We start from the raw sequence: 23,855 nt of genomic DNA on the forward strand, positions 1-23,855 counted from the left end.
CCGGGCGGCGCGCCTCAGCCGTCGCCCTCGTGGGCCTGCCGGTACGCCTCCATCTGCCGGTGCCGCCGGAGCAGGCTCTCGCGCCGATGGTTGTCGTCCCCGGCGGTGAGCTCGATGTGCCGCTTGCCGAAGCGCCAGAGCAGGACGTCGTCCAGGAGCCGGTCGGGTCCGGGGGAGTAGCGGTGCTCCAGCGCCCGCCGGACCTTGGTGATCGCGTCCGCCTCGAGCAGCCCCGCCAGCTCGATCGTCCGGCGCAGCCCGTGGGCGGCGAGCAGCTCGGCCGCCCAGCCCCAGTCGTCGTCGGCCTTCCTGTCCACGTGCGGCAGCAGCGTCTGCCACACCTCCCGGATCCGGTTGGGCGTCAGCGGCGCGTCCCCCTCGCCGTCCTCGTCCCAGTAGCCGGTCACCGCCTCGTAGCGTTCGTGCAGTTCGGAGAAGACGGTCTCCACGGATTCCAGCATCGCCGCCGTCGCGATGAACTGGCGGTCGAAGTACGGGCTCCAGGCCCGCGGATCCGCCGCCTTGAACCGGATGCCGTGCTCGATCTCGGACCACGCGTGCGCCAGGATCGTCCGGATCTGGACCTCGAAGATGTAGCTGCCGTTCGGCTTGGCCGGCTCGCCGAGCACGCGCTGGTACTCCTTGACGACGTCGTTCTGGATGGTCCGCATGATCAGGTGCCGGCTGGAGTAGCCGTAGGTGCCGGACTCGATGTAGCCGATGTCCTTCTCCCGGTCGCTGCGGCAGTCGAACTCGCTGCGCTGGCGCTTGAGCAGGTGCGCGGCCTCGCGGATTTCGTGCGGCAGGCTGACGATCACGCGCACGCCGACCAGGTCGTTCAGCTGCCGCAGCGGATCCGGGAACTCGAGCACCGGCGGGTGGCCAGGCTCCTGCGCAAGCATGGTCCGGGACGCCTTGTCGCGGAAGGACTCGAGGCTCTTGGTCCGGGCGGCGACGAACAGCGGCGCGGGTTCCGCGTCCCGGAACACGTCCCGGATGGTCGACTGCATCTCCCGCGTGACCTTCTCGAGCTCCGGGCGCACGCGCTCGAACTCGTCGGTGCTGGCCTGGACCTGCGGGCGCAGGCTATCATCGAGCCGGTCCCAGTGCCTGCCCATGCGGAACTCCTTAACGACGACGGCGGGGGCTGGGTCCACTGTATCGGCCGGGGAGGGCGCGGCTAGCGGTAGCGGCGGTGCAGGTCCTCCTTCGCGGGAGAACCGTCAGCCGGCTCCGCGATCCACGGCCCGGTGCCCTCGGACGGGTCGAGCACGCCGCTTTCCAGCCAGGCGTAGTTCCCGCCGAGGACCCGGTCCGCCAGGCGCTTATCTGACGCGTCGGAGTTGCGCCACAGGTCCGCGAACAGCGTCCGCACCCGCTCGCGGGACTGAAGGCAGAACGTGTCCGCCAGCTCGTAGGCCGCCTTGCCGCGCTCCGGCTGCTGGGACAGCAGCAGCTGGGCGCGGCTGCAGCAGGCGGCCATGGTGAAGAGCTCGGCGCCGATGTCCACGATCCGGCCGAGGAAGACCTGGTGGTGCTCCAGCCTGGCCTGCCAGCGGCCCATGCCCGCGAAGGTGTGCCGGGCCAGCTTGCGGCTGCTGCGTTCGACAAAGCGGAGATGGCCGGCCAGCTCGCCGAAGTCCCGGTAGGCGGTCGGGTTCATGCCCTCGCCGGCGAACAGGCCGGGCAGCCAGCGTGCGTAGAAGCCGCTCGCACCCATCGCCGCCTTGGCCTTCGCCGCGAGGTCGGCATCGGCGGAGGCCAGTTCCCCGGCCGCGGCCAGGTGGGCATCGACGGCTTCCCTCGCGATCAGCAGGCGCATGATCTCACTGGAGCCCTCGAAGATGCGGTTGATCCGCAGGTCGCGCAGCTGCTGCTCGGCCGGGACCGCGCGTTCGCCGCGCGCCGCCAGCGAGGCCGCCGTCTCGTAGCCGCGGCCGCCGCGCAGCTGGACGAGTTCGTCGGCGATGCGGCACGCCATCTCGCTCGACCAGAGCTTGGCCAGGGCCGCCTCGATCCTGATGTCCCGCGCCCCGACATCAGCCATCGACGCGGACAGCTCGAACACCGCCTCCAGCGCGAACGCCGTCGCCGCGATGAACGCGAGCTTCTGGCTGACCGCCTCGTGCTTGCCGATCGGCCGGCCCCACTGCACCCGGGCGCCGGACCACTCGCGCGCGATCTTCAGCGACCATTTCCCGGACGCGGCGCAGAGCGCCGGGATGGAGAGCCGGCCAGTGTTGAGCGTAGTCAGGGCGATCTTCAGGCCCTGGCCTTCCTTCCCGAGCCGGTTCTCCGCCGGCACCCGCACGTTATCGAACCGGGTCAGTCCGTTCTCGATCCCGCGCAAACCCATGAAGGCGTTGCGGTTCTCCACGGTGATGCCGGCCGAATCGGCCTCCACCACAAACGCCGTGATGCCGCCCGGGCCGCCGTTGTGCGGCGGAACCTTGGCCATGATCACGGCGAGCTCGGCGATGACGCCGTTGGTCGTCCAGAGCTTGGTTCCGTTGAGCAGGTAGGCCGCACCGTCGTCCGTCGGCACCGCGGTGGTGCCGAGGCGCGCCGGGTCCGAGCCGACATCCGGCTCCGTCAGCAGGAACGCCGAAACGGCGCCGCCCGCGCAACGGGGAAGGAACTGCCGCTTCTGCGCCTCGGTGCCGAAGACCTTGACCGGCTCCGGCACGCCGATCGACTGGTGCGCGGAGAGCAGCGCCCCCAGGCTGGGGTGGACCGAACCGAGCAGCATCAGCGCCCGCCCGTAGTGCAGCAGGGACAGCCCCAGGCCGCCGTATTCCACGGGGATCTTCATGCCGAAGGCGCCGAGCCGCGCCAGCTCCGCCAGATACTCGTCCGGAATCAGCGACTCACGTTCAATCCGCGCACCGTCCATGGTCCGCGCGTACTCCTCGAGCCGCACCAGGAAGGATTCGCCCGCGGCCTCGGCGTCGGGCGTGGGCACCGGATGCGGATGGATCAGCCCAAGATCGAACCGGCCCAGGTACAGGTTCTTGGCAAAGCTGGGCCGCCGCCACTCGGACTCGCGCGCCTGTTCGGCCACCTCCCGGGCTTCGCGCTCGCTGACGTTGGCCCCTCCGCCGGCGGTCGCGTGACGATCGGTTCCAGTGCTCATGGCAGTCCCCTTTGACTCCAGGTTCGTGCCAAGGTCCGGCAGAACCTTTTAGCTGTCATCCAATGTTACTCCCGGGTAGCCCCTTTCGGGAGGAATAATCGGCATTTGATGAAGCTTCAAGTATTAGCGGCAATCTTCGACGACCATCGTCAATGAGGAGCAGATCAGTGGACTTCGGCATCTTTACCTTCGGGGAGCTGACCCGGAACCTCACCACCGGCGAGGCGCTCTCCCCGCACCAACGGCTGAAGGAGCTGATCGAACTCGCCAAGCTCGCGGACCAGGCCGGTATCGGCTTCATCGGGCTGGGGGAGCACCACCGCAAGGACTTCGCCATCTCTGCCCCGGAGGTCGTCCTGGCCGCCATCGCCCGCGAGACGAGGAACCTCCGCCTGGCCACCGCCGTCACGGTCCTCTCCACCCAGGATCCGGTCCGCCTGTTCGAACAGTTCGCCACCCTGGACCTCATCTCGGACGGCCGCGCGGAGATCATCGCCGGCCGCGGCGCCTTCACCGAGTCCTACCCGCTGTTCGGCTACGAGCTGTCGGACTACGACGGCCTCTTCGAGGAGAAGCTGCAGCTCCTGCTGGCCGCCCGGGAGCAGGAGCAGCTGACCTGGCGCGGCACCTTCCACCACAGCATCGACGGCATGGACATCGCCCCGCGCCCGCTTCAGGAGCGGCTGCCCGTCTGGGTCGGTGTCGGCGGCACGCCTGCCTCCTTCGAGCGTGCCGGGCGCCTCGGCCTCCCCCTTTACATCGCGCTGCTCTCCGGCCCGCAGCACTTCGCCCGGCATGTGGAGTACTACCGCCAGACCGCCGCCGCCCACGGGCACGACCCGCAGCAGCTGCCCATCGGCACCGGCGGCCACTTCTTCGCCGCCCCCACCTCGCAGCAGGCGCGCGACACCTTCTACCCCTACTACCGCGCCTACTTCGAGCAGAACATGCCCCGCCCCGCCGGGCACTTCCCGCGCGAGACCTTCGAAACCTGGGCCGGACCCGGCGGCGGCCTGCTCGCCGGAAGCCCGCAGGAAATCATCGACAAGCTCATGGTGCAGTACGAAATCTTCGGCCACGACCGCTACATGGCGCAGGTCGGGCTGGGCGGCCTGCCCTTCGCCGAGACGGCCAAATCGATCGAACTGCTCGCCACCGAGATCATGCCCGTCGTGCAGAAGGAAACCCACGCCGCCCGCCGTCCCTGAGCCTGCCGCTCACTGAGCCCGCCGTCCCCTCGGGCATCGGCCGCAGGCCCGCTGTGATCCCGCTGCCCGGGGACTAACCGGCCTCGGCGCGGGCGACGTGCCTCAGCAAGGCATCGGCGCAGGCCTCCGGGCGCTCCCAATGCACCATGTGGCCGGCATCCATGATCAGTTCGTGCGACCATGCGGAGTGCCCGAGCAGGAACTCCTTCACCGCATCGGGAGTACGCGTGCCGTCCCGCGTCCCCGTCACCACGAGCGTCCGCACACTGACCAGGTCCGGCACGTCCGGCGCGGCGCCGGTAATCCCGGCCTCCATGCTTCGGCGTACGACGGCGGGCGGCAGCCTGAAGGGGGCCAGGAACCTCTCGCGGTCCTCGCCCTGCGGCTCCTCGCCGCCGCGAAACCAGGCCGCGAGCATCTCCTCGGCCGCATCTTCATCCGGCGCTCCCGGTCCGCCGAACAGCCGGCGCAGCTTTTCCTCCGCCGCCGCGGACGGCGCCACCGGCACCATGCCCACCAAGGTGAGCGACGCCGTCGTCCGCGGATAGCGCGCCGCGATGGTGGCGGCGATACTGCCGCCGAGTGAATGGCCCACCCAATGGACCGGCGAGCGGCCGGAGAGCTCGAGCGCGAACACAGCCGCGACGTTCTCCACCGTCCACTCAAAGCCGGCCTCGAGCGGCGTTCCGTAGCCGGGCAGGTCGAGGTTCAGCACCTCGCGGCCGGCCTCGCGGAGTAGCCCGGCGACCGGGTTCCAGTAGCTCGCCGGGCAGGCCCAGCCGTGCAGCAGGACAATGGGCGCGCGCATAGTCCGATTATGCCGTGGCCTCGGCTGCTGCGAGCCTGACCGGCCTCCCTCTGCTGTCGCTGCCCCGGCTACCCGCGGGTACGTGGTTTGCGCGCACCGTCTCGGGGCATCATGTTGCGTCGCATCGCCCGACTGAACCCGGTGACGGCGGTATAGACCCGGGCGGGCCGGAAGACGGCCCGGTCCATGTGGTCGACGAATGGCAGCGGCTATTGATCGGTCGGTGATATTTGACGGCGGCAATCCATGAGTGCAGCTGTAATAGGATCGGGCCTGCACCATCGCTCAAGATGCGACCGTCGCTCCACATGACGTCGGCGAAAAGGGGGACCACCATGACAGCGAGTTCGATCATCGAGTACATCGATGGGTACGACGGTGATGTACGGCACCGGCTGCTGACCGTGTACGAACTGATCCGGTCGGCCGTGCCTCATGAAGCGGCAGAATCGATCAGTTGGCGTATGCCGACCTTCAAACTCGGCAGCGAGCCGTTGTTCTTCTTCACCGGAACAAAGCGCCACATCGGGTTCTATCCGACTTCAGACGCGATCGCGCATTTCTCGACAGAACTGGCCGCATATGGAACCACCGAGCACGCTATCCAACTGCGCCATGATGCCCCGCTCCCGACCGAACTCCTCCGCGAGATAATCGCGTGGCGGCTACAGCAGCTGCCTTCAGACAAGGTTTGAGTCCGACGGGAAAGGTGAGGCGCCGTAGTGGCAGATACGGAACCGACCTTTCAGGAGTGGTATGCCGATGCCGGACCGCGGCTAACGCCGAGCGAGAAGAAGATCGGCGAGTTCCTGTGGAAACTTCCTCTGTTTGATACTAGCCACGTTGGCCCGCTTGGGGGCAACAATAGTTGGGCCAGAAGGCCGCTCAAACTGAACGAAGAAGCGCAAACCCGCACGATCGACAAAGCTCCGCGCCGGTGCTTTGTATACATCCTTTGAGGAACGCAGCACCAGTGGCCGGACTCCTCCGGTTCGGCCAAGGCGCGCAGCAGAATCTCCGGCAGCGAGGGATCGTCCAAGGTGCGGAAGTGCCCTGCCGAATCCAGCTCGATGTAGCCTCGCGAAGGTAACCGGCGACCAGTGCGGCCATCCGGTCCGGCCGGTAGGGCGCCGGATCGGCGCGGAACAGCAGGCCGTCCAGCTGCCTGAGGCCCGCATGGCAGTAGTCCAGCAGCCACCACCAGCCGCGGGCCGGCAGCCGGGCAGCGGCCTTTCCTATGCGTTTCACGATCTGGCCGCCAGTTCAAGGCAATGCCGGGCCACGGCCACCGGGCTCCGGTACATCACGGCATGGGCCTCGCCGGGAACCTCCGCCACGACCGCAGCCCTGCCGACAGCCGCTAGCTCGGCCAGCCACGACCGCGGGGCGAGGGGATCGTGTTCGCCCCGCACAAGGACGATCGGGACCCGGACCAGCGGTAGCCGCTCCTCCAGCCGGTTTCCGATCATCTGCGCCGCATTAGCGTAGTACCAGCGGCGCCCGCAGCGTAGGTAGTCGCCGGCCGCCGTCCAGGCCACCGTGGGCGGCTCCCGGAGAGTGTCCTGGATCAGTCGCCGCCGCTGAATCCGGATGGTCCGCTCCCGGCTGTTGATAGAGGGCCCGAGCAGCACCAGCGACCGGACCGCGGCCGGGTCCGCCAGCGCCATTTCGACCCCGATTAGGCACCCCATGGAATGTCCGACGACGATGAACCGGCCGACGTGCAGCTGCCGCAGCGCCTGCGCGGCCAGCCGGCCGGTTTCCCGGATCGGCACCGCCTGCACCGGGCGCTCTGCCGCACCGAAGCCGGGCAGGTGCAGGGCATGCACCGTTGCTGTGGCCGCCAGTTCCCGGGCCAGGGGGACAAAGTACCGCGGGGACATTCCAATTCCGGGCACCAGCACGAAGCAATCGGACCCCGAACCCCGGGTTTCGATCCTGAATTCAGTGCCTTCCACGCGAAGGCACTGCCGTTCCACGTCGCTGATGGTCACACTGCCTCCATATGCCCGCCGCACAGGCAGGCACAGGTCTATATTAACGCGGCTGCCCCAAAATAAGCCGCGCCTTATCCGCGTACTTGCACGGACGGGTGCACCGTTATCGAAAGTTCGACCGCGCCCCGACCCCGGCAGGGGTCCTTTTTGTTGAAAGAGCCGAGTGGAGTGCTTGGGGATGGTCCTTCGAACACGAACTCGGTCCCACGGTTCATCCCGCGCTGCCTCGGCGCCGCCGTGACCAGAGCGTGGCTCCGGCGATGGGGGTGGCAATCAGGGCAGACGGAGACGGTCCGCCGCGGGCCCTTACTGCAAGCCGTGGGCAACGGGTGCTTCCGTTGTCGAGATGCGGCTTCGCCGTCATCATCGCCGGGCGCACCAACGTCGGATGGCGGAGGTGCTGCTCCAGGCCGAGCACGTAGCCGCCCGGTTCATGGACGGCCGTGCGGCCGCCGGCGAACCGGGCTTCGCCGGCACATGGGACGATGCGGCGAAACGCAGGTTTGCCGACAAGATTTCGTGGATCGAGCGGAACGCGTCCATTTTGGCTGAGGCACTGCTGTTGGAAGATTGAGCCGCAGTTTGGCAGGACATTAGGGCAGTAAATCGTTTCGTAATCGCGGTCACCGTAGGCTAGCCTTACTTAAGCTTGTTTGGGCCAGTCCGGAGGTGAATGTGGGAGCAGAGGCGCGTGTGCCTGTCCGTGCTGCGCTGCGCCCGTCAGCCGGAGGTGCCTCCGACGCTAATCCGGCGGCTTCGGGAGGGGACGACAAGGCGGGCCGGCTGCTGACCTCCGGTTCCACGGCGTTCCGCGAAAAGGCCGGAGCCGGACGCCTGGTTTCCGGGCTGGTGCTGGCTCTCGGAGTGCTGGCGCTGGTGTGCCTGGCGTCGCTGGCCTTCGGGGCGCGGCAGATTCCGTTCGAGACGCTGGTCCAGGCGCTGACCAATTTCGACCCGGCCGACGGTGACCATGCCGTGGTGCACTCCCGCATCCCGCGGACGGTCACCGGCCTTCTGGTCGGTGCCGCGCTCGGGGTGGCAGGCACGGCGATGCAGGGCGTGGCGCGCAATCCGCTCGCGGACCCCGGCATTCTTGGCGTCAACGCCGGGGCGGCACTCGCCGTGGTCACCGGCATCTACCTCTTCGGCGTGGCGGAACTGACCGGCTACATCTGGTTCGCCTTCGCGGGGGCAGCGCTCGCCGCCGCCGTGGTCTACTGCATCGCCAGCATTGGCAGGGAGGGCGCGACGCCGATCAAGCTGGCGCTGGCCGGGGCAGCACTGACCGCCGGGCTGAGCTCGCTGATGAACGGGATCCTGGTGAGCAGCCAGGACACGCTGGACGCCTTCCGGTTCTGGCAGATCGGCAGTGTTGGCGGCCGCGGCTGGGATGCGATCGTGCCCGTGCTGCCCTTTATCGGTGCCGGGCTGCTGCTGACCCTGTTCACGGGCCGGCTCCTGAACAACTTCGCGCTCGGCGACGACGTGGCCCGCGGGCTGGGCCAGCGCGTGGGGCTGAGCCGGGCCTTCACCGCGCTCGGTGTCGTAGTGCTTTGCGGCGCGGCCACGGCCCTGGCCGGCCCGATCGCCTTCGTCGGGCTGGTCATCCCGCACCTGGTGCGTGCGTTCAGCGGCCCGGACTACCGCTGGATCCTGCCGTACGCGCTGCTGCTCGCGCCGGTGCTGCTGCTCGGCGCGGACATCGTCGGCCGGCTCGTCGCGCTGCCGGGCGAGATCCAGGCCGGGATCATGACTGCGGTCATCGGCGCCCCGGTGTTCATCTGGATTGTCCGGCGGCGGAAGGCGGCAGGCCTTTGAGCGTCCCCGCTTCCACCCTCGCCTGGCGCGCTGTGTCCCCGACCGCCACGGCTGCCGGCGTGCCCCGCCACCGGGCCCGGCACCGCCGGCGCCTCGTGACCGCAGCCCTGGCGGGCGCCGTTGTCGTTCTGTTCCTTATTAACGTGCTGCTGGGCACCTATACCGTGACCATTCCGGACTTCCTGCGGCTGCTCGCGGGGGAGCGGATTCCTGGCGCGAGCTTCATCGTGATGGAGAGCAAGCTGCCGCGGGCGGTGATCGGCACGCTGATCGGGATCGCCTTCGGCATCGCCGGCTCGATCTTCCAGACCATGCTGCGCAACCCGCTGGCCAGCCCGGACATCATCGGCATCAGTTACGGGGCCAGCGCATCGGCGGTCACGGCCATCGTGGTCTTCGGGGCGACAGGGCTGGCCGTGTCCGCGTCCGCGATGCTCGGCGCCCTCGGGATCGCGCTGCTGATCTACCTGCTGGCCTACCGTCGTTCCGGTCCGTCGGCAGCCGCCGGGGCGCGGCTGGTGCTGGTGGGCATCGGCTTCGCCGCCATGATGCAGGCGCTGGTCAGCTACCTGATGACGCGCACCGACATCCGCACGGCGCAGGACGCGCTGGTCTGGCTCAACGGTTCGCTTAACTCCAGCAACTGGGACCGCGTACTGGTGCTCGCCGCGAGCCTGGCGCTCCTGCTTCCCGCCGCGGCGCTGCTCGCGCGCAGCCTGCGCGGGCTGGAAATGGGCGACGACGCGGCGGCCGGCCTCGGCGTGCGCGTGGCACCCTCGCGGCTGGGACTGGTGGTGACCGCGGTGCTGCTGGCCGCCGTCGCAACTGCCGCCGCCGGACCGGTGGCATTCGTGGCGTTCCTGTCCGGCCCGATCGCCCGCCGGATGCTGCGCGGCGCGGGCTCGCTCGCGGTCTCCGCGCTGGTCGGCGCGGTGATCGTGCTGGCGGCGGACTTCACCGGCGCCAACCTGTTCCCCCTGTACCTGACCGACGGCACGTCGCTGCCGGTCGGAGTGGTGACCGGCGCCCTGGGAGCGCCGTTCCTGCTCTGGCTGCTGGTCACCACCAACCGCGTCGGCCGAGGAGGCTAAATGCGCACCCTGCAAGCCCGCGACCTCACCCTCGCCTACGACCGGCGCACCGTCGTGCAGGACCTGAGCGTGGAACTGCCGGCCGGCAAGGTCACGATCATCGTCGGCGCCAACGCCTGCGGCAAGTCGACGCTGCTGCGCGGACTGGCGCGGCTGCTCAGGCCAGCCGCCGGCTCTGTGCTGCTGGACGGCAAGGACATCCACGGCCAGTCCACCCGTGACGTGGCCAAGGTGCTCGGGCTACTGCCGCAGACCCCGGTGGCGCCGGACGGCCTGACCGTGGCCGAGCTGGTGGGCCGCGGCCGCTACCCGCACCAGGGCTGGTTCCGCCAGTGGACCGCCCGCGACGAGGACGCCGTCAACTCCGCGATGGCCGCGACCGACACCCTTGAACTCGCGGGCCGGGACGTGGACGAGCTCTCCGGCGGCCAACGGCAGCGCGCCTGGATCGCGATGGCCCTGGCGCAGGAGACCGACATCCTGCTGCTCGACGAGCCCACCACCTTCCTCGACGTGACCCACCAGATCGAGGTGCTGGACCTGGTCACCGACCTCAACCGGCGGCACGGGACCACCGTCGCGATCGTGCTGCACGACCTGAACCTTGCCGCCCGCTACGCCGACCACCTGATCGCCATGAAGGCAGGCGCCGTGGTCGCCGAGGGCGCGCCGGCCGACGTGGTGACCGGGCCCCTGGTCGCCGAAGTCTTCGGCCTCGAATCGTATGTCATGCAGGACCCGGTATCCGGCACGCCGATGGTCATTCCCGTCGGCCGCCATCACAGCCAAACCGAACGGAGCACACCATGACCGCTGTTGCCACCGAAACCGCCGCCGTCACCCCGGTGCTGGCCTTCGACGTCGAGGTCGCCGCGGTGCGCGCTCTCTCGCCGAGCTTCCGCCGCGTGACGTTCGCGGGGGAGGGGCTGCGCCAGTTCGGCGTGGGCGGTCACACCCTGGACCTGCGGATCAAGGTGGTCATTCCGGCCACGGACGACGGCGGTGCAACGGTTCCGCTGCCGGAGTTCGGTGTGCCCGGGGCCGTCAACGGTCTGCGTGAACTGACGGGCGGGTGGTACCAGCACTGGCTCTCGCTGGACGAACGCACCCGCGGCTCAATGCGCACCTACACCGTCCGGGAACTGCGCGGCGGGGACCGGCCGGAGCTGGACGTGGACTTTGTGATGCACTTCGACGCGGACGGCAACGGCGGCCCGGCCTCGGTCTGGGCCAGCGCTGCGTCACCGGGCGACCGGGTGACCATCATCGGGCCGAACCTTGAGGCGGCGACCTGCCCCACCGCCAAGGCCTACGGCGGGATCGAGTGGCGGCCCGGCCTGGCATCGCACGTGCTGCTGGCCGGTGACGAGACCGCCGTGCCGGCCATCGCCGCGATCCTGGAGGCGATGCCGGCGGACATGAGCGGCCATGCCATCCTCGAGGTCCCGGCCGCCACCGATTTCCAGCCGCTGGTGCACCCGGCGGGCGTGCAGGTCAGCTGGCTGGCCCGGGGCACCCGGCCGCACGGTGAACTGCTGGACGCCGCGGTGCGCACAGCCGTCGCCGTTCCCGCCGCCGGCCTGACCCCGGAACGCGGTGCAGAGCCGGAGGACGTCGACATCGACCAGGTCATCCTCTGGGAAACCACCACGGGCTCCACCCGTCCGTTCTACGCCTGGATCGCCGGCGAGGCCGCCGTCATCCGCGAACTGCGCCGCTACCTGGTCCGCGACGTTGGCATCGACCGCAAGCAGGTGGCCTTCATGGGCTACTGGCGCCGGGGCAAGGCCGAGCTCTGAGCCGACGGGCCGCTCCGGGCCGTACGCTCCGCGTGCCGCGGGCGAGAATGGAGCCATGACCCTCGCCAAATCCGCACTCCTGTTTGCCCTTGCCGCGCTGGCCGAGATCGGCGGCGCCTGGCTGATCTGGCAGGCCGTGCGGGAAGACCGCGGCTGGTGGTTCGCCGGGTTCGGCGTCATGGCGCTGGGCGCTTACGGCTTCATCGCCGCCCTGCAGCCTGATGCCAACTTCGGCCGCGTGCTGGCCGGCTACGGAGGGGTCTTCATCGCCGGGTCGTTGGCCTGGGGCGTGGTCGTGGACGGCTTCCGGCCGGACCGCTGGGACTACATCGGGGCGGGCATCGCGCTCGCCGGGGTGGCCGTGCTGATGTACGCGCCGCGCAACGACGGCTGACCGCGCAGGCGCGTACCGCCGTCGTCCATTAGCCTGTGATGGTGACTTTTACGCACCGTTTTGTTGCCCTGGGCGATTCCTTCACCGAAGGCGTCGGCGACCGGGATCCCAAGCTGCCCAACGGCGTCCGCGGCTGGGCGGACCGGGTGGCCGAGCAGCTGATGCTCGCCGACGCGGATTGGGGCTATGCCAACCTGGCGATCCGCGGCCGGAAGCTGCGGCAGGTCGTCGAGGAGCAGCTCGAGCCCGCGCTGGCGCTGCGGCCGACCCTGGTGACGCTCTACGCCGGCGGCAACGACATCCTGAGGCCAAGCGTGGATATTGACGCGCTGATGCAAATGTACGACGACGGCGTGGCCCGGCTGGTGGATTCCGGCGCCGACGTGGTGCTCTTCACCGGTTTCGATTCCGCGAAGTCCGCCGTCTTCGGGAAGACCCGCGGCCGCACCGCGATCTACAACGAGTGGGTTCGCGAAATCGCCGACCGGCGCGGCGCGAAGCTCGTGGACTACTGGCGGCTGCGCGAGTTCCAGGACTGGCGGTACTGGGACGAGGACCGGCTGCACATGTCCGCCGCGGGCCACACCCTGATGGCCAAGCGCGTGCTCGAGGTGCTGCAGCACGACGACCTGATCGAGCTGCCGGAACTGCCGGCGCTGTCCACGCTGTCCCGGCGGGAGTCGCTGGCCGCCAACGCGCGCTGGGCCCGGGAACACCTCGGCCCGTGGCTGGGCCGCAGACTGCGCGGGGTTTCCTCCGGCGACAGCCTCCGGCCGAAGTACCCCGAGCTGACCGCGCTCTCGCCGCGCAGCTGAGGCCCCGGCACGCCGCGACGGCCGACACGGACGTTGGCCGTCCCGCGATGAGGCTTGGCTTTCCTCGCTGGAAGCGGCCGCAGAATGGTGGTTCGCTAGGAATCATGGGCAGCCAACCTGATTTCTCCGCCACGGCCAGCGGCCAGCACGACGACGAGCCGCACGGCGGCGGCATCGCGACCAGGCTCAACTGGCTCCGGGCCGGCGTGCTCGGCGCCAATGACGGCATCGTCTCCGTGGCCGCCATCGTGGTGGGCGTGGCAGGGGCGACCACCGACCTTGGCACCTTGCTCACGGCCACGTTGGCCGCGGTGATCGGTGGCGCCATTTCTATGGCCTTGGGCGAATATGTCTCGGTCTCCAGCTCCAGCGACAGCCAGAAGGCGCTGATCGCCAAAGAGACCTGGGAACTGAAGACCATGCCCGAGGAGGAGCTCGCCGAGCTGGCCGCCATCTACGAGGCCAAGGGCGTCAGCTCCGCCACTGCGCAGCAGGTCGCCAAGGAACTGACCGAACACGACGCGCTCGGGGCGCACCTGGAAGCGGAGCTGGGCATCGATCGGCACGAGGTGGTCAGCCCGTGGCACGCCGCCTTCGCCTCTTTCGTGGCGTTCATCGCGGGCGCGGTGCTGCCGGCCCTGGCCATCCTCCTGCCGCCCGAGGGGCTGCGCGTCCCGATCGCCTTCGTCGCGACGCTGCTGGCACTCGCCGGCACCGGTGGACTGGGTGCCTACCTCGGCGGGGCACGCATCATGCCGGCAGTGGTGCGGGTGGTGCTCGGCGGCCTGCTGGCGCTGGTGGCCACGTACCTGATCGGCACCTGGCTGGGGGCCGCGGGGGTCGTCTAATCCCCACGGTCCGGCGGGTGCGGCTCCAGCCTGGCCGGAGCCACGCGAAGCGATCCAAGCGGCAGTCGTTTCGGGCCCGAATTCGCCGTCGTTTCGGCCCCGAAATCGCCGTGCTAGCGGCCGCCGTGACGCATACAACAAAAATTATCCCGGGTTGCGTCCGAACCCGGGGCTTTTTCGCGCTCCCGCGGTCCATGGATATGCCGCTGAATAACAGGGGTAAACGGAAGATCGCCGGACCGTCGCAGCCACCGTTCCGGAGGCCGCCGGAGACAGGACTTTCGACCCTGTTCAGAGGGCCGATTCCGCCTCGCGAACTGTGACGGACACGTCCATCCCGGTAAAGTACTGGGCTTGTCCGAAGCCGTCAGCGGTCACGGACAGGGAAAGTCCCGCGCAAATGACCTCTGAGAGAAGGCCCAAATGCCGAAAGACGTCCACCACAATTCCGCCGCCGCGCCGCCCGGTTCGTCAGCCGGTTCGCACGGCACCGGACGCGCCGCGAGGTCCGCCGGCAAGTCCGCCCCGCGGTTCCGGAAGCGGCGCCTGCGCGTCGACGACGTCACCGTCGTCGAAAGGCCGATGCTGCGCAAGGCTGTCGGCGGGAGCGTCGTCGGCAACGGCATGGAATGGTTCGATTTCGGCATCTACGGCTACCTGGCCGTCACGATGGGCCAGCTGTTCTTCGCTGGGGGAGCGGAAGGCGAAGGCCTGCTGGGCAGCCTCGCGGTCTTTGCGGTCAGCTTCCTGGCCCGGCCGATCGGCGGACTGGTCTTCGGCCGCCTCGGCGACCGGATCGGCCGCCAGCGCACCCTGGCGGCCACCATGATCATGATGGCGGCCTCCACGTTCGCCATCGGGCTGCTCCCGACGTACGCGGCGATCGGCGGCTGGGCCACCGTACTGCTGGTCCTGTGCCGCCTGCTCCAGGGCTTCTCCACCGGCGGCGAATACGCCGGCGCCACCACCTTTGTCAGCGAATACGCCCCGGACAAGCGCCGCGGCTTCCTGGCCAGCATCCTGGACACCGGCAGCTACCTCGGCTTCGCCCTCGGCGCCGCCGTGGTTTCCCTGCTGCAGGTAGTCCTGGGCAACGAAACCATGCTCGAGTGGGGCTGGCGCGTGCCGTTCCTGCTCGCCGGCCCGCTGGGGCTGATCGGCCTGTACTTCCGGATGCGCATCGAAGAGTCGCCGGCCTTCCAGGCGGCCCAGGACGCGCAGGAGGACAAGGCCAAGTCTGCTGCCGTCGATGGACCGATGACCTACCGGCAGATCATCGCCGGGTTCTGGCGCCCGATCGTGATGGCGATGCTGCTGGTCGCCGCCGCCAACACTGTCGGCTACGCGCTGACCTCCTACATGCCCACGTACCTGCAGGAAACCATGGGCTATGACGCCTTCCAGGGCACGCTGCTCACCATTCCGGTGCTGGTCCTGCTCTCGGCCTTCATTCCGTTGACCGGCCGCCTCTCGGACCGGATCGGGCGCCGGCCGGTGCTGATGATCGGCTCGCTGATCACGATCGTGCTGGGCATCCCGGCGTTCCTGCTGATCGGCATGGGCAACGTCGTGGCGACCTTCGCCGGCCTGGCCGTGCTTGGCGCGGCCACCGCCTTCTACGTCGGCAACCTGGCCTCCGCGCTGCCGGCCCTGTTCCCGACGGCCGGCCGCTATGGGTCCATGGGCATCGCCTACAACTTCGCCGTCGCGATTTTCGGCGGCACGACGCCGCTGATCACCCAGGCGCTGATCGAGGCCACCGGCGATGACCTGATGCCGGCCTACTATCTGACGATCATGTCCGTCCTGGGCCTGCTGGCCATCTGGCGCATGCCCGAGAGCGCCAAGCGCCCGCTCCCCGGAGCCCTGCCGTCGGTGGATACGCAGGCCGAGGCCCGGGACCTGGTCGCCGGGCAGGACAACAACCCGCTCCTGAGCATCGGCGACATGCCCCTGGACCTGGTGCCCGCCGGCCACGCCACGGCATCGCCGTCCGCCGAAGCGGTGGCGCTGCCCGCCGGCATGGAGCTACCGGAGGTCCGCGAGCCTGAGGTCGTCGGAACCCGCGGCTAGCTTCCGGATGTGAAGTACGACGGCGGCCGGTCACCTGCGTGCGCAGGGGCCGGCCGCTTGCGTCGGGACATGGGTGGCGAAGAATACCCACGGCGTTTGACAGTTGAAGCCTCAAGTATGTGGCAAAATGGAAGCATGACTTCCGAACGTTGGCTCGATCCCGAAGAACGCCAGGCCTGGCTCGCATTGCTCGCCGTGACAACCCTCCTGCCGGGGAACCTGGATGGAGTCTTGCAGCAGGAGGCCAAGGTCACACTTTTCGACTACACGGTCCTGGCCATGCTGTCGGAGGCTGAGGACCGGACGCTGCCGATGAGCGAGCTGGCGTCGCGGACCTACTCGTCCCTCTCCCGGCTGTCCCACGTGGTGAAGAAGCTGGAGCAGCGTGACTGGGTGGCCCGCAGCCAGTGCAAACAGGATGCCCGCGTGACCATGGCGAGCCTGACCGAGCAGGGCTTCAAGACCATCGCGGAGGCGGCGCCGGCGCACGTTGAGTCGGTGCGGAAGGTGGTCTTCGACGGGCTGGACCGCCGCGATGTGGCCGATCTGGAGCGGATCGGCAAGAAGATCGTGCAGCTGCTGGAGCCCACCAGCTGGGTGCTGCGCGAGCCGCGGCTGAACAGCTGAGCGGCCCTCCCAGTCCGAAACCGCGTGCACTGGCCCGGTTTGGCGGCACCGCCGTCGGACTTTACGATGGGAAGGCGTTGAGTCACGCAACCGCAGCTGTTCCGCCGATCTTCGGCGGGAGCGGCCAAGTTGCGTGAATTGCCGCGTTTGCCTAGAATTTAAGGCTGTTGCTGGGTCGGTTCCTTCGGGAATCAGCATCAAGCAGCGCCTGGACTTCACCGTCTTCCCCGCGGCGAGGAACTTCGGCTGGATCTCACCCCGCCTGGTCAACCTCCGGAAAGTCGCAGTAATAACGGTGTCAAAACTGGTGACGGGCGCTCTTACACGCAGATTAGGCAATACAGCTGCATCTGTGCAGGTCCGTCAATATTTACTAAAACTGGAGGAGAGATCAATGGCAGCACACTGCCAGGTGACCGGAGCCAAGCCCGGCTTTGGCCACAGCATTTCGCACTCGCACCGCCGCAACAAGCGCCGGTTCGACCCGAACATTCAGAAGAAGCGCTACTGGGTTCCGTCCCTGCGCCGCAACGTCACGCTGCAGGTTTCCGCGCGTGGCATCAAGACCATTGACGTCCGCGGCATCGACGCTGTCGTCACCGAGCTCCTTGCGAAGGGTGTGAAGCTCTAGTGGCAAAGGACAAGGACGTACGTCCGATCATCAAGCTCAAGTCCACTGCTGGCACCGGCTTCACTTACGTGACCCGTAAGAACCGTCGTAACGATCCGGACCGCCTGGTCCTGAAGAAGTACGACCCGAAGATCCGCAAGCACGTCGAATTCCGAGAGGAGCGCTAAGACATGGCTAAGAAGTCAAAGATTGCTCGCAACGAGCAGCGCAAGGTCATCGTCGAGCGCTACGCTGAAAAGCGCCTCGAACTGAAGAAGATCCTGGTTGACGAGAACGCGTCCGACGAGGCCCGCGAAGAGGCCCGCCTGGGCCTGCAGAAGCTGCCCCGCAACGCTTCTCCGGTCCGCCTGCGCAACCGCGACCAGATCGACGGCCGCCCCCGCGGCACCTTCCAGAAGTTCGGCATCTCCCGCGTTCGCTTCCGCAACATGGCGCACGCCGGCGAACTGCCCGGCATCAAGAAGTCCAGCTGGTAAGAGCCTTTCGCGCCCTGCCAGCCTGACAGCTGACTCAATGGCGGCAGCCCCTCGGGGTTGCCGCCATTTGCATGTCCGGGGCGCGATCGCCAGCGGGAAAGCGTCGAAAACGCCCGAAATACCGGAAAAAACGCCCAGATCACGCGGAATTTGCCGGATCTGCGCGGGCAAGCTGGTAAGTTTTCGCACAGAAGCTTTGCACGCCCGTGTGAAGCTCGGACAAACCGAAGCAGTCCAGGAGGACATAAATTGGCTATCAACCGAAGTGAACTGGTCGCAGCTGTCGCCGAGAAGGCCGGCACCAGCCAGACTGCTGTCAACGGCGTTCTGGATGCCGTTTTCGACATTTTCGCGACTTCTGTTGCCAAGGGCGAGAAGATCACCATCCCGGGCTGGCTCGCAGTGGAGCGCACCGATCGTGCTGCCCGTACCGGCCGCAACCCGCAGACCGGCGAGACCATCCAGATCGCTGCCGGCCACAGCGTCAAGCTGACCGCTGGCTCGAAGCTGAAGGCCGCTGTCGCCAAGAAGTAACCACCGCTGACTTCTGCAAAGCCGCCGCCGGATTACCGGCGGCGGCTTTGCAGCTTAACCCAAGCCCTGCCGCCTAGGGTCGTGCTGCCCGCGGATTCGCCGAATTTCTACTGGGGGTAGAGAATGGATACCGTGCCAGCACCATCTGTACAGCAGTCTTCACCGCGGCCCAATCCGGGACCGCGGGCCGCTATCTCTGCCGAAGGAATCGGCAAGGCGTGGCTCCTGGCCGGCGCCGCCGCCGTCGTTCTCGGATTGGTGGGCGCGCTGATCTTCTCCGGTGCCGCAGCCACCCGGCAGCTCTCGGACCCGGGCGCGCTGACGCGCTGGGGCCTGCCGGTCGCGAAGGCCATCCATAATCTCTCCATTGCCGCGGTGATCGGCGCGCTGGTGTTCGCCGTCGGAATCCTGCCGAAACGGCTGCGGCCCTCGCGCAAACCGGACAGCGAAGACGATGGGCCGGAGCACCCGGCGTTTGCGCGGACCATGGCGCTGGCCTCAGTCGCCGCGATCGTCTGGACGCTGTCCGCGGTGGCGGTGCTGGTCCTGACCTTCTCCGATGTCGCCGGCATGCCCATGAACGGCAGCGAGGCCTTCACCTCCGCGCTGGTCGGTTTCATGACGGGGATCGGTACCGGACAGGCCTGGCTGTCGATCACGATCGTCGCCGCCATCACCGCCACCCTGACCTTCGGGGTCCGCTCGATCAGCGCCCTGGCCTTCACGCTCGCCCTGGCCACCGTGGGCGGGCTGCTGCCGATGGCCCTCATCGGCCACTCCGCCGGGGGCGACGACCACTACGGGGCGGTCAACTCCATCGGCCTGCACCTGCTCGGCGTCTGCCTCTGGGTGGGCGGGCTCATCGCGCTCGGCTTCGTATCCCGGACCCTCGGCACGAAGGAGACCGTCGCCAAGGTGCTGCAGCGCTATTCCGCGCTGGCCCTGGTGAGCTTCGGCCTAGTGTTCTTCTCCGGCCTGATCAATGCCGGCATCCGGATCACGTCGCTGGACCAGGTCGCCTCCGACTACGGCGCGCTGGTGGTGGTCAAGGCGCTGGCCACCCTGCTGCTCGGCGCCATCGGCTTCATGCACCGCCAGTGGGTCATCCCGCAGCTGTCCACCAAATCCGCCGCCCGTGTGCTGTGGCAACTGGTGGCCGTCGAGCTGCTGATCATGGGCGCGGTCTCCGGCGTCGCCGTCGCGCTGGCACGCACGGCACCGCCGACCCCCGAAGAGCTGCCCACAGACGCCTCTCCGGCGCGCATCCTGACCGGCTACCAGCTGCCGCCGGAGCTGACCGGCTCCGCGTGGATCACGCAGTGGCGCTGGGACTGGCTGTGGGTGGCGTTCGCGCTGATTGTCGGCATCGCCTACCTGGTCGGCATGCTGCGGGTGCGCCGCCGCGGCGACAAGTGGCCGCTGGCCCGCGGCGTCTCCTGGATCGTGGGGCTGCTGGCCCTGACCTACGTGACGTCGGGCGCCCCGGCGGTCTACGGCATGGTGCTCTTCAGCGCCCACATGCTGGACCACATGGCCCTCACCATGGTGGTGCCGCTGTTCCTGGTGCTGGGTTCCCCGGTCACCCTGGCCCTGAAGGCCCTGACGCCGCGCGGCGATGGCAGCCGCGGCCTGCGCGAGTGGATCCTGTGGCTGGTGCACTCGAAGTACTCGGCGGTGATCACGAACCCGCTGTTCGCCGCGGCAAACTTCGCCGGCTCGATCATCATCTTCTACTACACGCCGCTTTTCGGCTTCGCGTTGCGCGAGCACGTGGGCCACGAGCTGATGAACCTGCACTTCCTGCTCACCGGCTACCTGTTCATCCTCACCATGATCGGCGAGGACCCGCTGCCGCGCCGCGCGCCGTACCCGCTGCGGCTGGTGCTGCTGTTCGCCACCATGGCCTTCCACGCGTTCTTCGGCGTGGCCCTGACCAGCTCCACGTCGCTGATCCAGGCGTCCTGGTTCGGCAGCATGGGCCGGGACTGGGGCGCCTCCGCGATGGACGACCAGCAGCTCGGCGGCGCCATCATGTGGGGGATCGGCGAAATCCCCACCCTCGCGGTCGCCGTCGGCGTTGCCCTGATGTGGTCCCGGTCAGACGCCCGGGAAACAAAGCGTAAAGATCGGGCAGCCGACAGGAATAACGAAGCCGACCTCGCGGCTTATAACGATATGTTTGCCAGATTGGCGGAACGGGACGCGCGCCTTGAGCGGTCCCCGCGCCAACAGGCCACAGCCCGGTCCGAGGACCAGGCGCCAGCAGATTCCAGCCGGAACCAAGGAGATTGACCCATGACCGAGGCAGCCGAGGCCGCTATCCGCAGCAACTACCGGGTTCGGGCTTCCGAACTGATCGGCCGCAACTGGCTTAACACCGGAGGCAAGCAGCTCGGCCTCGAGGACCTGCGCGGCAAAATCGTGCTGCTCGATTTCTGGACCTTCTGCTGCATTAACTGCCTCCACGTGCTGGACGAGCTGCGTCCGCTGGAGGAGAAGTACAAGGACGTCCTGGTCACGGTCGGTGTCCACTCGCCCAAGTTCGAGCACGAGGCCGATCCGGTGGCCCTGGCAGCGGCCGTGGAGCGCTACGAGATCCACCACCCCGTGCTGGACGATCCGGAGCTGGACACCTGGCAGGCCTACACCGCGCGGGCCTGGCCGACGCTGGTGGTCTTGGACCCGGAGGGCTACATCGTGGCGCATCTGTCCGGCGAGGGCCATGCCGGCGGCATCGGGTCCCTGGTCGAGGAGCTGATTGCCGAGCACGAGGCCAAGGGCACGCTGCACCGCGGCGACGGACCCTACGTGCCGGCAGAATCCACGGCGGGCGACCTGCGCTTCCCGGGCAAGATCATCACCCTGCCCGACGGCGTGGGCAGTGCGGGCGAAACCTTCCTCGTCGCCGATACCGGCCATCACCGCATCGTGGAGCTGGCGCCGGATCTGGCCACCGTCCTGACCACCTTCGGCTCCGGCCGGAAGGGCTGGCAGGACGGCGCGGCCGAAGAGTCCGAATTCAACGAGCCCCAGGGCCTGGCCCTGCTGCCGGAAGACGTCCGCGCCCAGGCGGGGTACGACGTCGTTATTGCCGATTCCGTGAACCACCGGCTGCGGGGACTCACCCTGGCGACCGGCGCCGTGGTGACGGTGGCCGGCAACGGCGTGCAGCGGCTGCTCGACGCGGAGAACCAGCGTGCAGCGGCCGCGACGGCGGAAGCCGGTCCCGGCTCCGTGGCGGATGAAGCCGGAGCGAGCGAAGACCTGGGCGAGGAGCTGGCCGAGGCGCTGGCGACGGCCTCGCGCCTGGGCAACGAGCCGCTGAAGGTCTCGCTCAGCTCGCCCTGGGACGTGCTGTGGTCCTCGGCGCTGGGCAAGGTCGTCGTGGCGATGGCCGGCGTGCACCAGATCTTCTCGTTCGACCCCGTCAGCGGCGAACTGGCCGTGCTGGCCGGAACCGGTCTCGAGGGACTGCAGGACGGCGAGGCCAACGCCTCCTGGTTCGCGCAGTCGTCCGGCCTGGCCGAGGACGCCAACGGCAGCATCTGGATCGCCGATTCGGAGACCTCCGCGCTGCGCGTCCTGTCCTTCCCCGAGTCGGGACACGTGCAGGTGACGACGGCGATCGGCACCGGACTCTTCGACTTCGGCTTCCGCGACGGCGACGCCGCGCAGGCCCGCCTCCAGCACCCTCTCGGCGTGACCGTGCTGCCCGACGGCTCGGTTGCCGTGGCCGACACCTACAACGGTGCCGTCCGCCGCTACGACCCGGCCACCCGCACCGTCTCCACCCTGACCCGCGGCCTGTCCGAACCGTCCGACGTCCTGGTCGACGCCTCCGGCGTGGCCAGCGGCGGCGAACCGCTGCTGATCGTGGTCGAGGCCAACAAGCACCAGCTGGTCCGCATCCCGATCCCCAAGGACGCTCTCACCGTCGACGAGGGCGCCTCCCAGACGCAGCGGCCCAAGACCGAGGTCTCGGCGGGCCCGCTGGCCCTCACCGTCCGGTTCGCGGCGCCGAAGGGACAGAAGCTCGACGACCGGTGGGGCGATCCCACCCAGCTGAAAATCTCCGCCTCGCCGGAGAACCTGCTGGTCTCCGGCGGCGGCACCTCGGTCGGCCTCGTGCGCGAGCTCGTGCTTTCGCCCGACATCCCCGAAGGCGTCCTGCACATCACCGCCCGCGCCGCGGCCTGCGACGGCGAGCCCGGCGGCGAGATCCCGGATCACGCCGCCTGCCACCTGTACCAGCAAGACTGGGGCATCCCCGTCGTCCTCGGCAGCGGCTCCGGCGAGCTGACCCTGGACCTCCGCGGCCTCGACTAAACCCGGCGGTTGGACTCCAATGCGGCCCGCGCGGCTTCGGGCGGGCAGCCCCTGCAGGGTGGGCCGACCTTGCAGGGCGGCTCGTTTGACTGGTGAGCGTTCCCGCCTGGGCAGGCCGTCTGACTGGTGACGGTTGCCGGTCTGGGTGGGCCGTTTGACTGGTGACCGTTCCGGTCTCGGCAGCTCGTCTGACTCGTGACCGTTCCCGTCTTGGCGGGCCGTCTCACCCGACCGCCGTCCTGTCATGCCGCCGAGCCCTGCCCTCCGTGCCGACCTCGGCACGGAGGGCGGTTTTGTGCGGGCTGTCAGCTTGCCATCCACAATTCGAATCATGCTTCGAATACCGTCAGTGGCGGCTTGTAGCGTGAGGTTATGGAATTCAAGGTGGAAGGCACCGCAGTGTGGCAGGACATTTCGTCGCTGCCCGGTGGCGGCTTTTCCCTGCTTGAATATCGGCTCTGTCAGGCGATTGTTGACGCCCTGCTGATGCGGGAGAAAGGCCGGTCAGCTCCTGCTGCAGGTCTCCCTGCTTTGCGCCGCGCCGGAGGTCGCGGCCTCGTGCACTTTGCGGCGCCTCCCACGGACGCTGTTGGAATTGATCCTGAGCTCCTGCATTCCGGAAATGCCGCTGCCGAATCGGCGGAGATCACAGTCCCCATAGGTGATTCAGACGCCAGCGCTGGCGACAGCGACATGCGTCCTGCGGTTTCTGAGCCGGAGGCCCCCGCGCCTGAGCCCGCTGCAGCCGGCGCGCCGGATGATGCGGCGGCCGGGCCGGAAGACACCGAAGCCCCTGCATCCTGTGAAGCCCAGCCTGCCGCATCATGTGAAGCCGAGCCCTCCGCAGTGCCAGCTACTGAGCCGGCCAAGTCCGGTGAGGCGGAGCCCGTTTTCGCTGATCCCCTGGCAGCGTCCGAGCCCGCACCGGCGGCGGGTGAGGCTGGGGATGGGGATGAGGTGCCGGATTGGGCGTTGTCGCCGGCCCGGCGGGCGGAGCGGGAGCGGGCCAGGGAGGCGGCCCGGCCGAAGCCGCCGGCGTTGGTGGAGCACGGGCCGGTGGAGTGGTTTCAGGCGTGGCGCGACATCGCACCCCTGGATCTGGTCGTGGTTTTGGCGCGGCAGGACCTGTCCGGACTCTCTGACGGGGTGCTGCTGGAGTACCTGGCCGCGGTGGAGAAGGCCACGGCGTGGTTGCAGTCGCTGCGGGTGGTCGGACTCGGCGAGTTCGCCGGCCGCCGGACCGAGCCCGGATCCCCGCTAATGGGCCCGGAGGGCTA

The 23,855-nt window shown here is 68.6% G+C and carries 24 protein-coding genes; 20 read left to right on the top strand and 4 right to left on the bottom strand.

Annotated features, from left to right (window positions below; all coding sequences use genetic code 11):
* Positions 1-14 precede the first annotated feature (14 nt).
* Both OC550_RS21485 and OC550_RS21490 read right to left on the bottom strand, forming a co-directional pair.
* The gene (locus tag OC550_RS21485) at positions 15-1,118 is read right to left on the bottom strand and encodes a GTP pyrophosphokinase family protein (protein WP_262107993.1); all 1,104 of its coding nucleotides are present in this window, start codon (positions 1,116-1,118) and stop codon (positions 15-17) included.
* A 62-nt stretch (positions 1,119-1,180) separates the two neighbouring features.
* Positions 1,181-3,133, bottom strand: coding sequence for an acyl-CoA dehydrogenase family protein (locus OC550_RS21490; RefSeq protein ID WP_262107994.1), 1,953 nt, complete (start codon positions 3,131-3,133; stop codon positions 1,181-1,183).
* A 152-nt stretch (positions 3,134-3,285) separates the two neighbouring features.
* Between OC550_RS21490 and OC550_RS21495 the strand changes: the two genes are divergently transcribed.
* Positions 3,286-4,341 (top strand): LLM class flavin-dependent oxidoreductase, encoded by a 1,056-nt coding sequence (locus OC550_RS21495; protein WP_262107995.1) that lies wholly within the window; start codon positions 3,286-3,288, stop codon positions 4,339-4,341.
* A 73-nt stretch (positions 4,342-4,414) separates the two neighbouring features.
* On the opposite strand, the gene OC550_RS21500 is transcribed toward OC550_RS21495, so the two are convergent.
* Entirely contained in the window at positions 4,415-5,149 is a 735-nt protein-coding gene (locus OC550_RS21500) for an alpha/beta fold hydrolase (RefSeq protein WP_262107996.1), read from the bottom strand.
* A gap of 335 nt (positions 5,150-5,484) precedes the next feature.
* Here OC550_RS21500 and OC550_RS21505 point away from each other — a divergent pair, with 335 nt between their 5' ends.
* Both OC550_RS21505 and OC550_RS21510 read left to right on the top strand, forming a co-directional pair.
* The gene (locus OC550_RS21505; protein ID WP_262107997.1) at positions 5,485-5,844 is read left to right on the top strand and encodes an iron chaperone; all 360 of its coding nucleotides are present in this window, start codon (positions 5,485-5,487) and stop codon (positions 5,842-5,844) included.
* A gap of 27 nt (positions 5,845-5,871) precedes the next feature.
* On the top strand, positions 5,872-6,108 hold the full coding sequence (locus OC550_RS21510; RefSeq protein WP_262107998.1) for a hypothetical protein: 237 nt from the start codon (positions 5,872-5,874) through the stop codon (positions 6,106-6,108).
* 285 nt (positions 6,109-6,393) lie between these two features.
* Here OC550_RS21510 and OC550_RS21515 read toward each other — a convergent pair whose 3' ends face one another.
* Positions 6,394-7,143 carry an alpha/beta fold hydrolase gene (locus tag OC550_RS21515; protein ID WP_262107999.1) on the bottom strand — a complete coding sequence of 250 codons (750 nt, stop codon included), beginning with the start codon at positions 7,141-7,143 and terminating at the stop codon, positions 6,394-6,396.
* Positions 7,144-7,534: 391 nt separating this feature from the next.
* Between OC550_RS21515 and OC550_RS21520 the strand changes: the two genes are divergently transcribed.
* From OC550_RS21520 to OC550_RS21600, 17 genes are all read left to right on the top strand, one after another.
* Positions 7,535-7,720 carry a hypothetical protein gene (locus tag OC550_RS21520; RefSeq protein WP_262108000.1) on the top strand — a complete coding sequence of 62 codons (186 nt, stop codon included), beginning with the start codon at positions 7,535-7,537 and terminating at the stop codon, positions 7,718-7,720.
* Positions 7,721-7,980: 260 nt separating this feature from the next.
* Complete coding sequence (locus OC550_RS21525) at positions 7,981-8,964, top strand: iron ABC transporter permease (RefSeq protein ID WP_262108013.1); 984 nt, start codon at positions 7,981-7,983, stop codon at positions 8,962-8,964.
* 59 nt (positions 8,965-9,023) lie between these two features.
* Positions 9,024-10,055 carry an iron chelate uptake ABC transporter family permease subunit gene (locus tag OC550_RS21530; RefSeq protein WP_262108014.1) on the top strand — a complete coding sequence of 344 codons (1,032 nt, stop codon included), beginning with the start codon at positions 9,024-9,026 and terminating at the stop codon, positions 10,053-10,055.
* Positions 10,056-10,865, top strand: coding sequence for an ABC transporter ATP-binding protein (locus OC550_RS21535; RefSeq protein WP_262108001.1), 810 nt, complete (start codon positions 10,056-10,058; stop codon positions 10,863-10,865).
* Positions 10,862-11,854: a siderophore-interacting protein gene (locus OC550_RS21540; RefSeq protein WP_262108002.1), complete on the top strand. Its 993-nt coding sequence runs from the start codon at positions 10,862-10,864 to the stop codon at positions 11,852-11,854. The genes OC550_RS21535 and OC550_RS21540 overlap by 4 nt, the downstream gene beginning before the upstream one ends.
* A gap of 55 nt (positions 11,855-11,909) precedes the next feature.
* Positions 11,910-12,248: a YnfA family protein gene (locus OC550_RS21545; RefSeq protein WP_262108003.1), complete on the top strand. Its 339-nt coding sequence runs from the start codon at positions 11,910-11,912 to the stop codon at positions 12,246-12,248.
* Between the two features lie 41 nt (positions 12,249-12,289).
* Positions 12,290-13,063 carry an SGNH/GDSL hydrolase family protein gene (locus OC550_RS21550; protein WP_262108004.1) on the top strand — a complete coding sequence of 258 codons (774 nt, stop codon included), beginning with the start codon at positions 12,290-12,292 and terminating at the stop codon, positions 13,061-13,063.
* Positions 13,064-13,167: 104 nt separating this feature from the next.
* Positions 13,168-13,911, top strand: coding sequence for a VIT family protein (locus tag OC550_RS21555; protein WP_262108005.1), 744 nt, complete (start codon positions 13,168-13,170; stop codon positions 13,909-13,911).
* A 423-nt stretch (positions 13,912-14,334) separates the two neighbouring features.
* Entirely contained in the window at positions 14,335-15,984 is a 1,650-nt protein-coding gene (locus OC550_RS21560; RefSeq protein ID WP_262108006.1) for an MFS transporter, read from the top strand.
* 135 nt (positions 15,985-16,119) lie between these two features.
* Positions 16,120-16,611: a MarR family winged helix-turn-helix transcriptional regulator gene (locus OC550_RS21565; protein ID WP_262108007.1), complete on the top strand. Its 492-nt coding sequence runs from the start codon at positions 16,120-16,122 to the stop codon at positions 16,609-16,611.
* Positions 16,612-17,005: 394 nt separating this feature from the next.
* Positions 17,006-17,242, top strand: coding sequence for a 50S ribosomal protein L28 (rpmB, locus tag OC550_RS21570; RefSeq protein ID WP_262108008.1), 237 nt, complete (start codon positions 17,006-17,008; stop codon positions 17,240-17,242).
* Positions 17,242-17,409 (top strand): 50S ribosomal protein L33, encoded by a 168-nt coding sequence (gene rpmG, locus OC550_RS21575; protein WP_005266311.1) that lies wholly within the window; start codon positions 17,242-17,244, stop codon positions 17,407-17,409. The genes rpmB and rpmG overlap by 1 nt, the downstream gene beginning before the upstream one ends.
* Before the next feature lie 3 nt (positions 17,410-17,412).
* A complete protein-coding gene (gene rpsN, locus OC550_RS21580; RefSeq protein WP_262108009.1) occupies positions 17,413-17,718 on the top strand; it encodes a 30S ribosomal protein S14 in 306 nt (101 codons plus the stop codon).
* 249 nt (positions 17,719-17,967) lie between these two features.
* Positions 17,968-18,252, top strand: a complete 285-nt coding sequence (locus OC550_RS21585) for an HU family DNA-binding protein (RefSeq protein WP_262108010.1) — start codon at positions 17,968-17,970, stop codon at positions 18,250-18,252.
* Between the two features lie 258 nt (positions 18,253-18,510).
* A complete protein-coding gene (locus OC550_RS21590) occupies positions 18,511-20,544 on the top strand; it encodes a bifunctional copper resistance protein CopD/cytochrome c oxidase assembly protein (RefSeq protein WP_262108015.1) in 2,034 nt (677 codons plus the stop codon).
* A gap of 3 nt (positions 20,545-20,547) precedes the next feature.
* Positions 20,548-22,578, top strand: coding sequence for an NHL domain-containing thioredoxin family protein (locus OC550_RS21595; protein WP_262108011.1), 2,031 nt, complete (start codon positions 20,548-20,550; stop codon positions 22,576-22,578).
* A 957-nt stretch (positions 22,579-23,535) separates the two neighbouring features.
* A partial coding sequence (locus OC550_RS21600; protein WP_262108012.1) for a hypothetical protein occupies positions 23,536-23,855 on the top strand: 320 nt, incomplete at its 3' end.

The organism is Arthrobacter sp. Marseille-P9274, assembly GCF_946892675.1.
Classification (GTDB): Bacteria; Actinomycetota; Actinomycetes; order Actinomycetales; family Micrococcaceae; genus Crystallibacter.

Coding starts and splice junctions, on each gene's coding strand:
- OC550_RS21485 (WP_262107993.1), bottom strand. CDS start 1,118: ATGGGCAGGCACTGGGACCGGCTCGATGATAGCCTGCGCCCGCAGGTC.
- OC550_RS21490 (WP_262107994.1), bottom strand. CDS start 3,133: ATGAGCACTGGAACCGATCGTCACGCGACCGCCGGCGGAGGGGCCAAC.
- OC550_RS21495 (WP_262107995.1), top strand. CDS start 3,286: ATGAGGAGCAGATCAGTGGACTTCGGCATCTTTACCTTCGGGGAGCTG.
- OC550_RS21500 (WP_262107996.1), bottom strand. CDS start 5,149: ATGCGCGCGCCCATTGTCCTGCTGCACGGCTGGGCCTGCCCGGCGAGC.
- OC550_RS21505 (WP_262107997.1), top strand. CDS start 5,485: ATGACAGCGAGTTCGATCATCGAGTACATCGATGGGTACGACGGTGAT.
- OC550_RS21520 (WP_262108000.1), top strand. CDS start 7,535: ATGGCGGAGGTGCTGCTCCAGGCCGAGCACGTAGCCGCCCGGTTCATG.
- OC550_RS21535 (WP_262108001.1), top strand. CDS start 10,056: ATGCGCACCCTGCAAGCCCGCGACCTCACCCTCGCCTACGACCGGCGC.
- OC550_RS21540 (WP_262108002.1), top strand. CDS start 10,862: ATGACCGCTGTTGCCACCGAAACCGCCGCCGTCACCCCGGTGCTGGCC.
- OC550_RS21545 (WP_262108003.1), top strand. CDS start 11,910: ATGACCCTCGCCAAATCCGCACTCCTGTTTGCCCTTGCCGCGCTGGCC.
- OC550_RS21555 (WP_262108005.1), top strand. CDS start 13,168: ATGGGCAGCCAACCTGATTTCTCCGCCACGGCCAGCGGCCAGCACGAC.
- OC550_RS21560 (WP_262108006.1), top strand. CDS start 14,335: ATGCCGAAAGACGTCCACCACAATTCCGCCGCCGCGCCGCCCGGTTCG.
- OC550_RS21565 (WP_262108007.1), top strand. CDS start 16,120: ATGACTTCCGAACGTTGGCTCGATCCCGAAGAACGCCAGGCCTGGCTC.
- rpmB (WP_262108008.1), top strand. CDS start 17,006: ATGGCAGCACACTGCCAGGTGACCGGAGCCAAGCCCGGCTTTGGCCAC.
- rpsN (WP_262108009.1), top strand. CDS start 17,413: ATGGCTAAGAAGTCAAAGATTGCTCGCAACGAGCAGCGCAAGGTCATC.
- OC550_RS21595 (WP_262108011.1), top strand. CDS start 20,548: ATGACCGAGGCAGCCGAGGCCGCTATCCGCAGCAACTACCGGGTTCGG.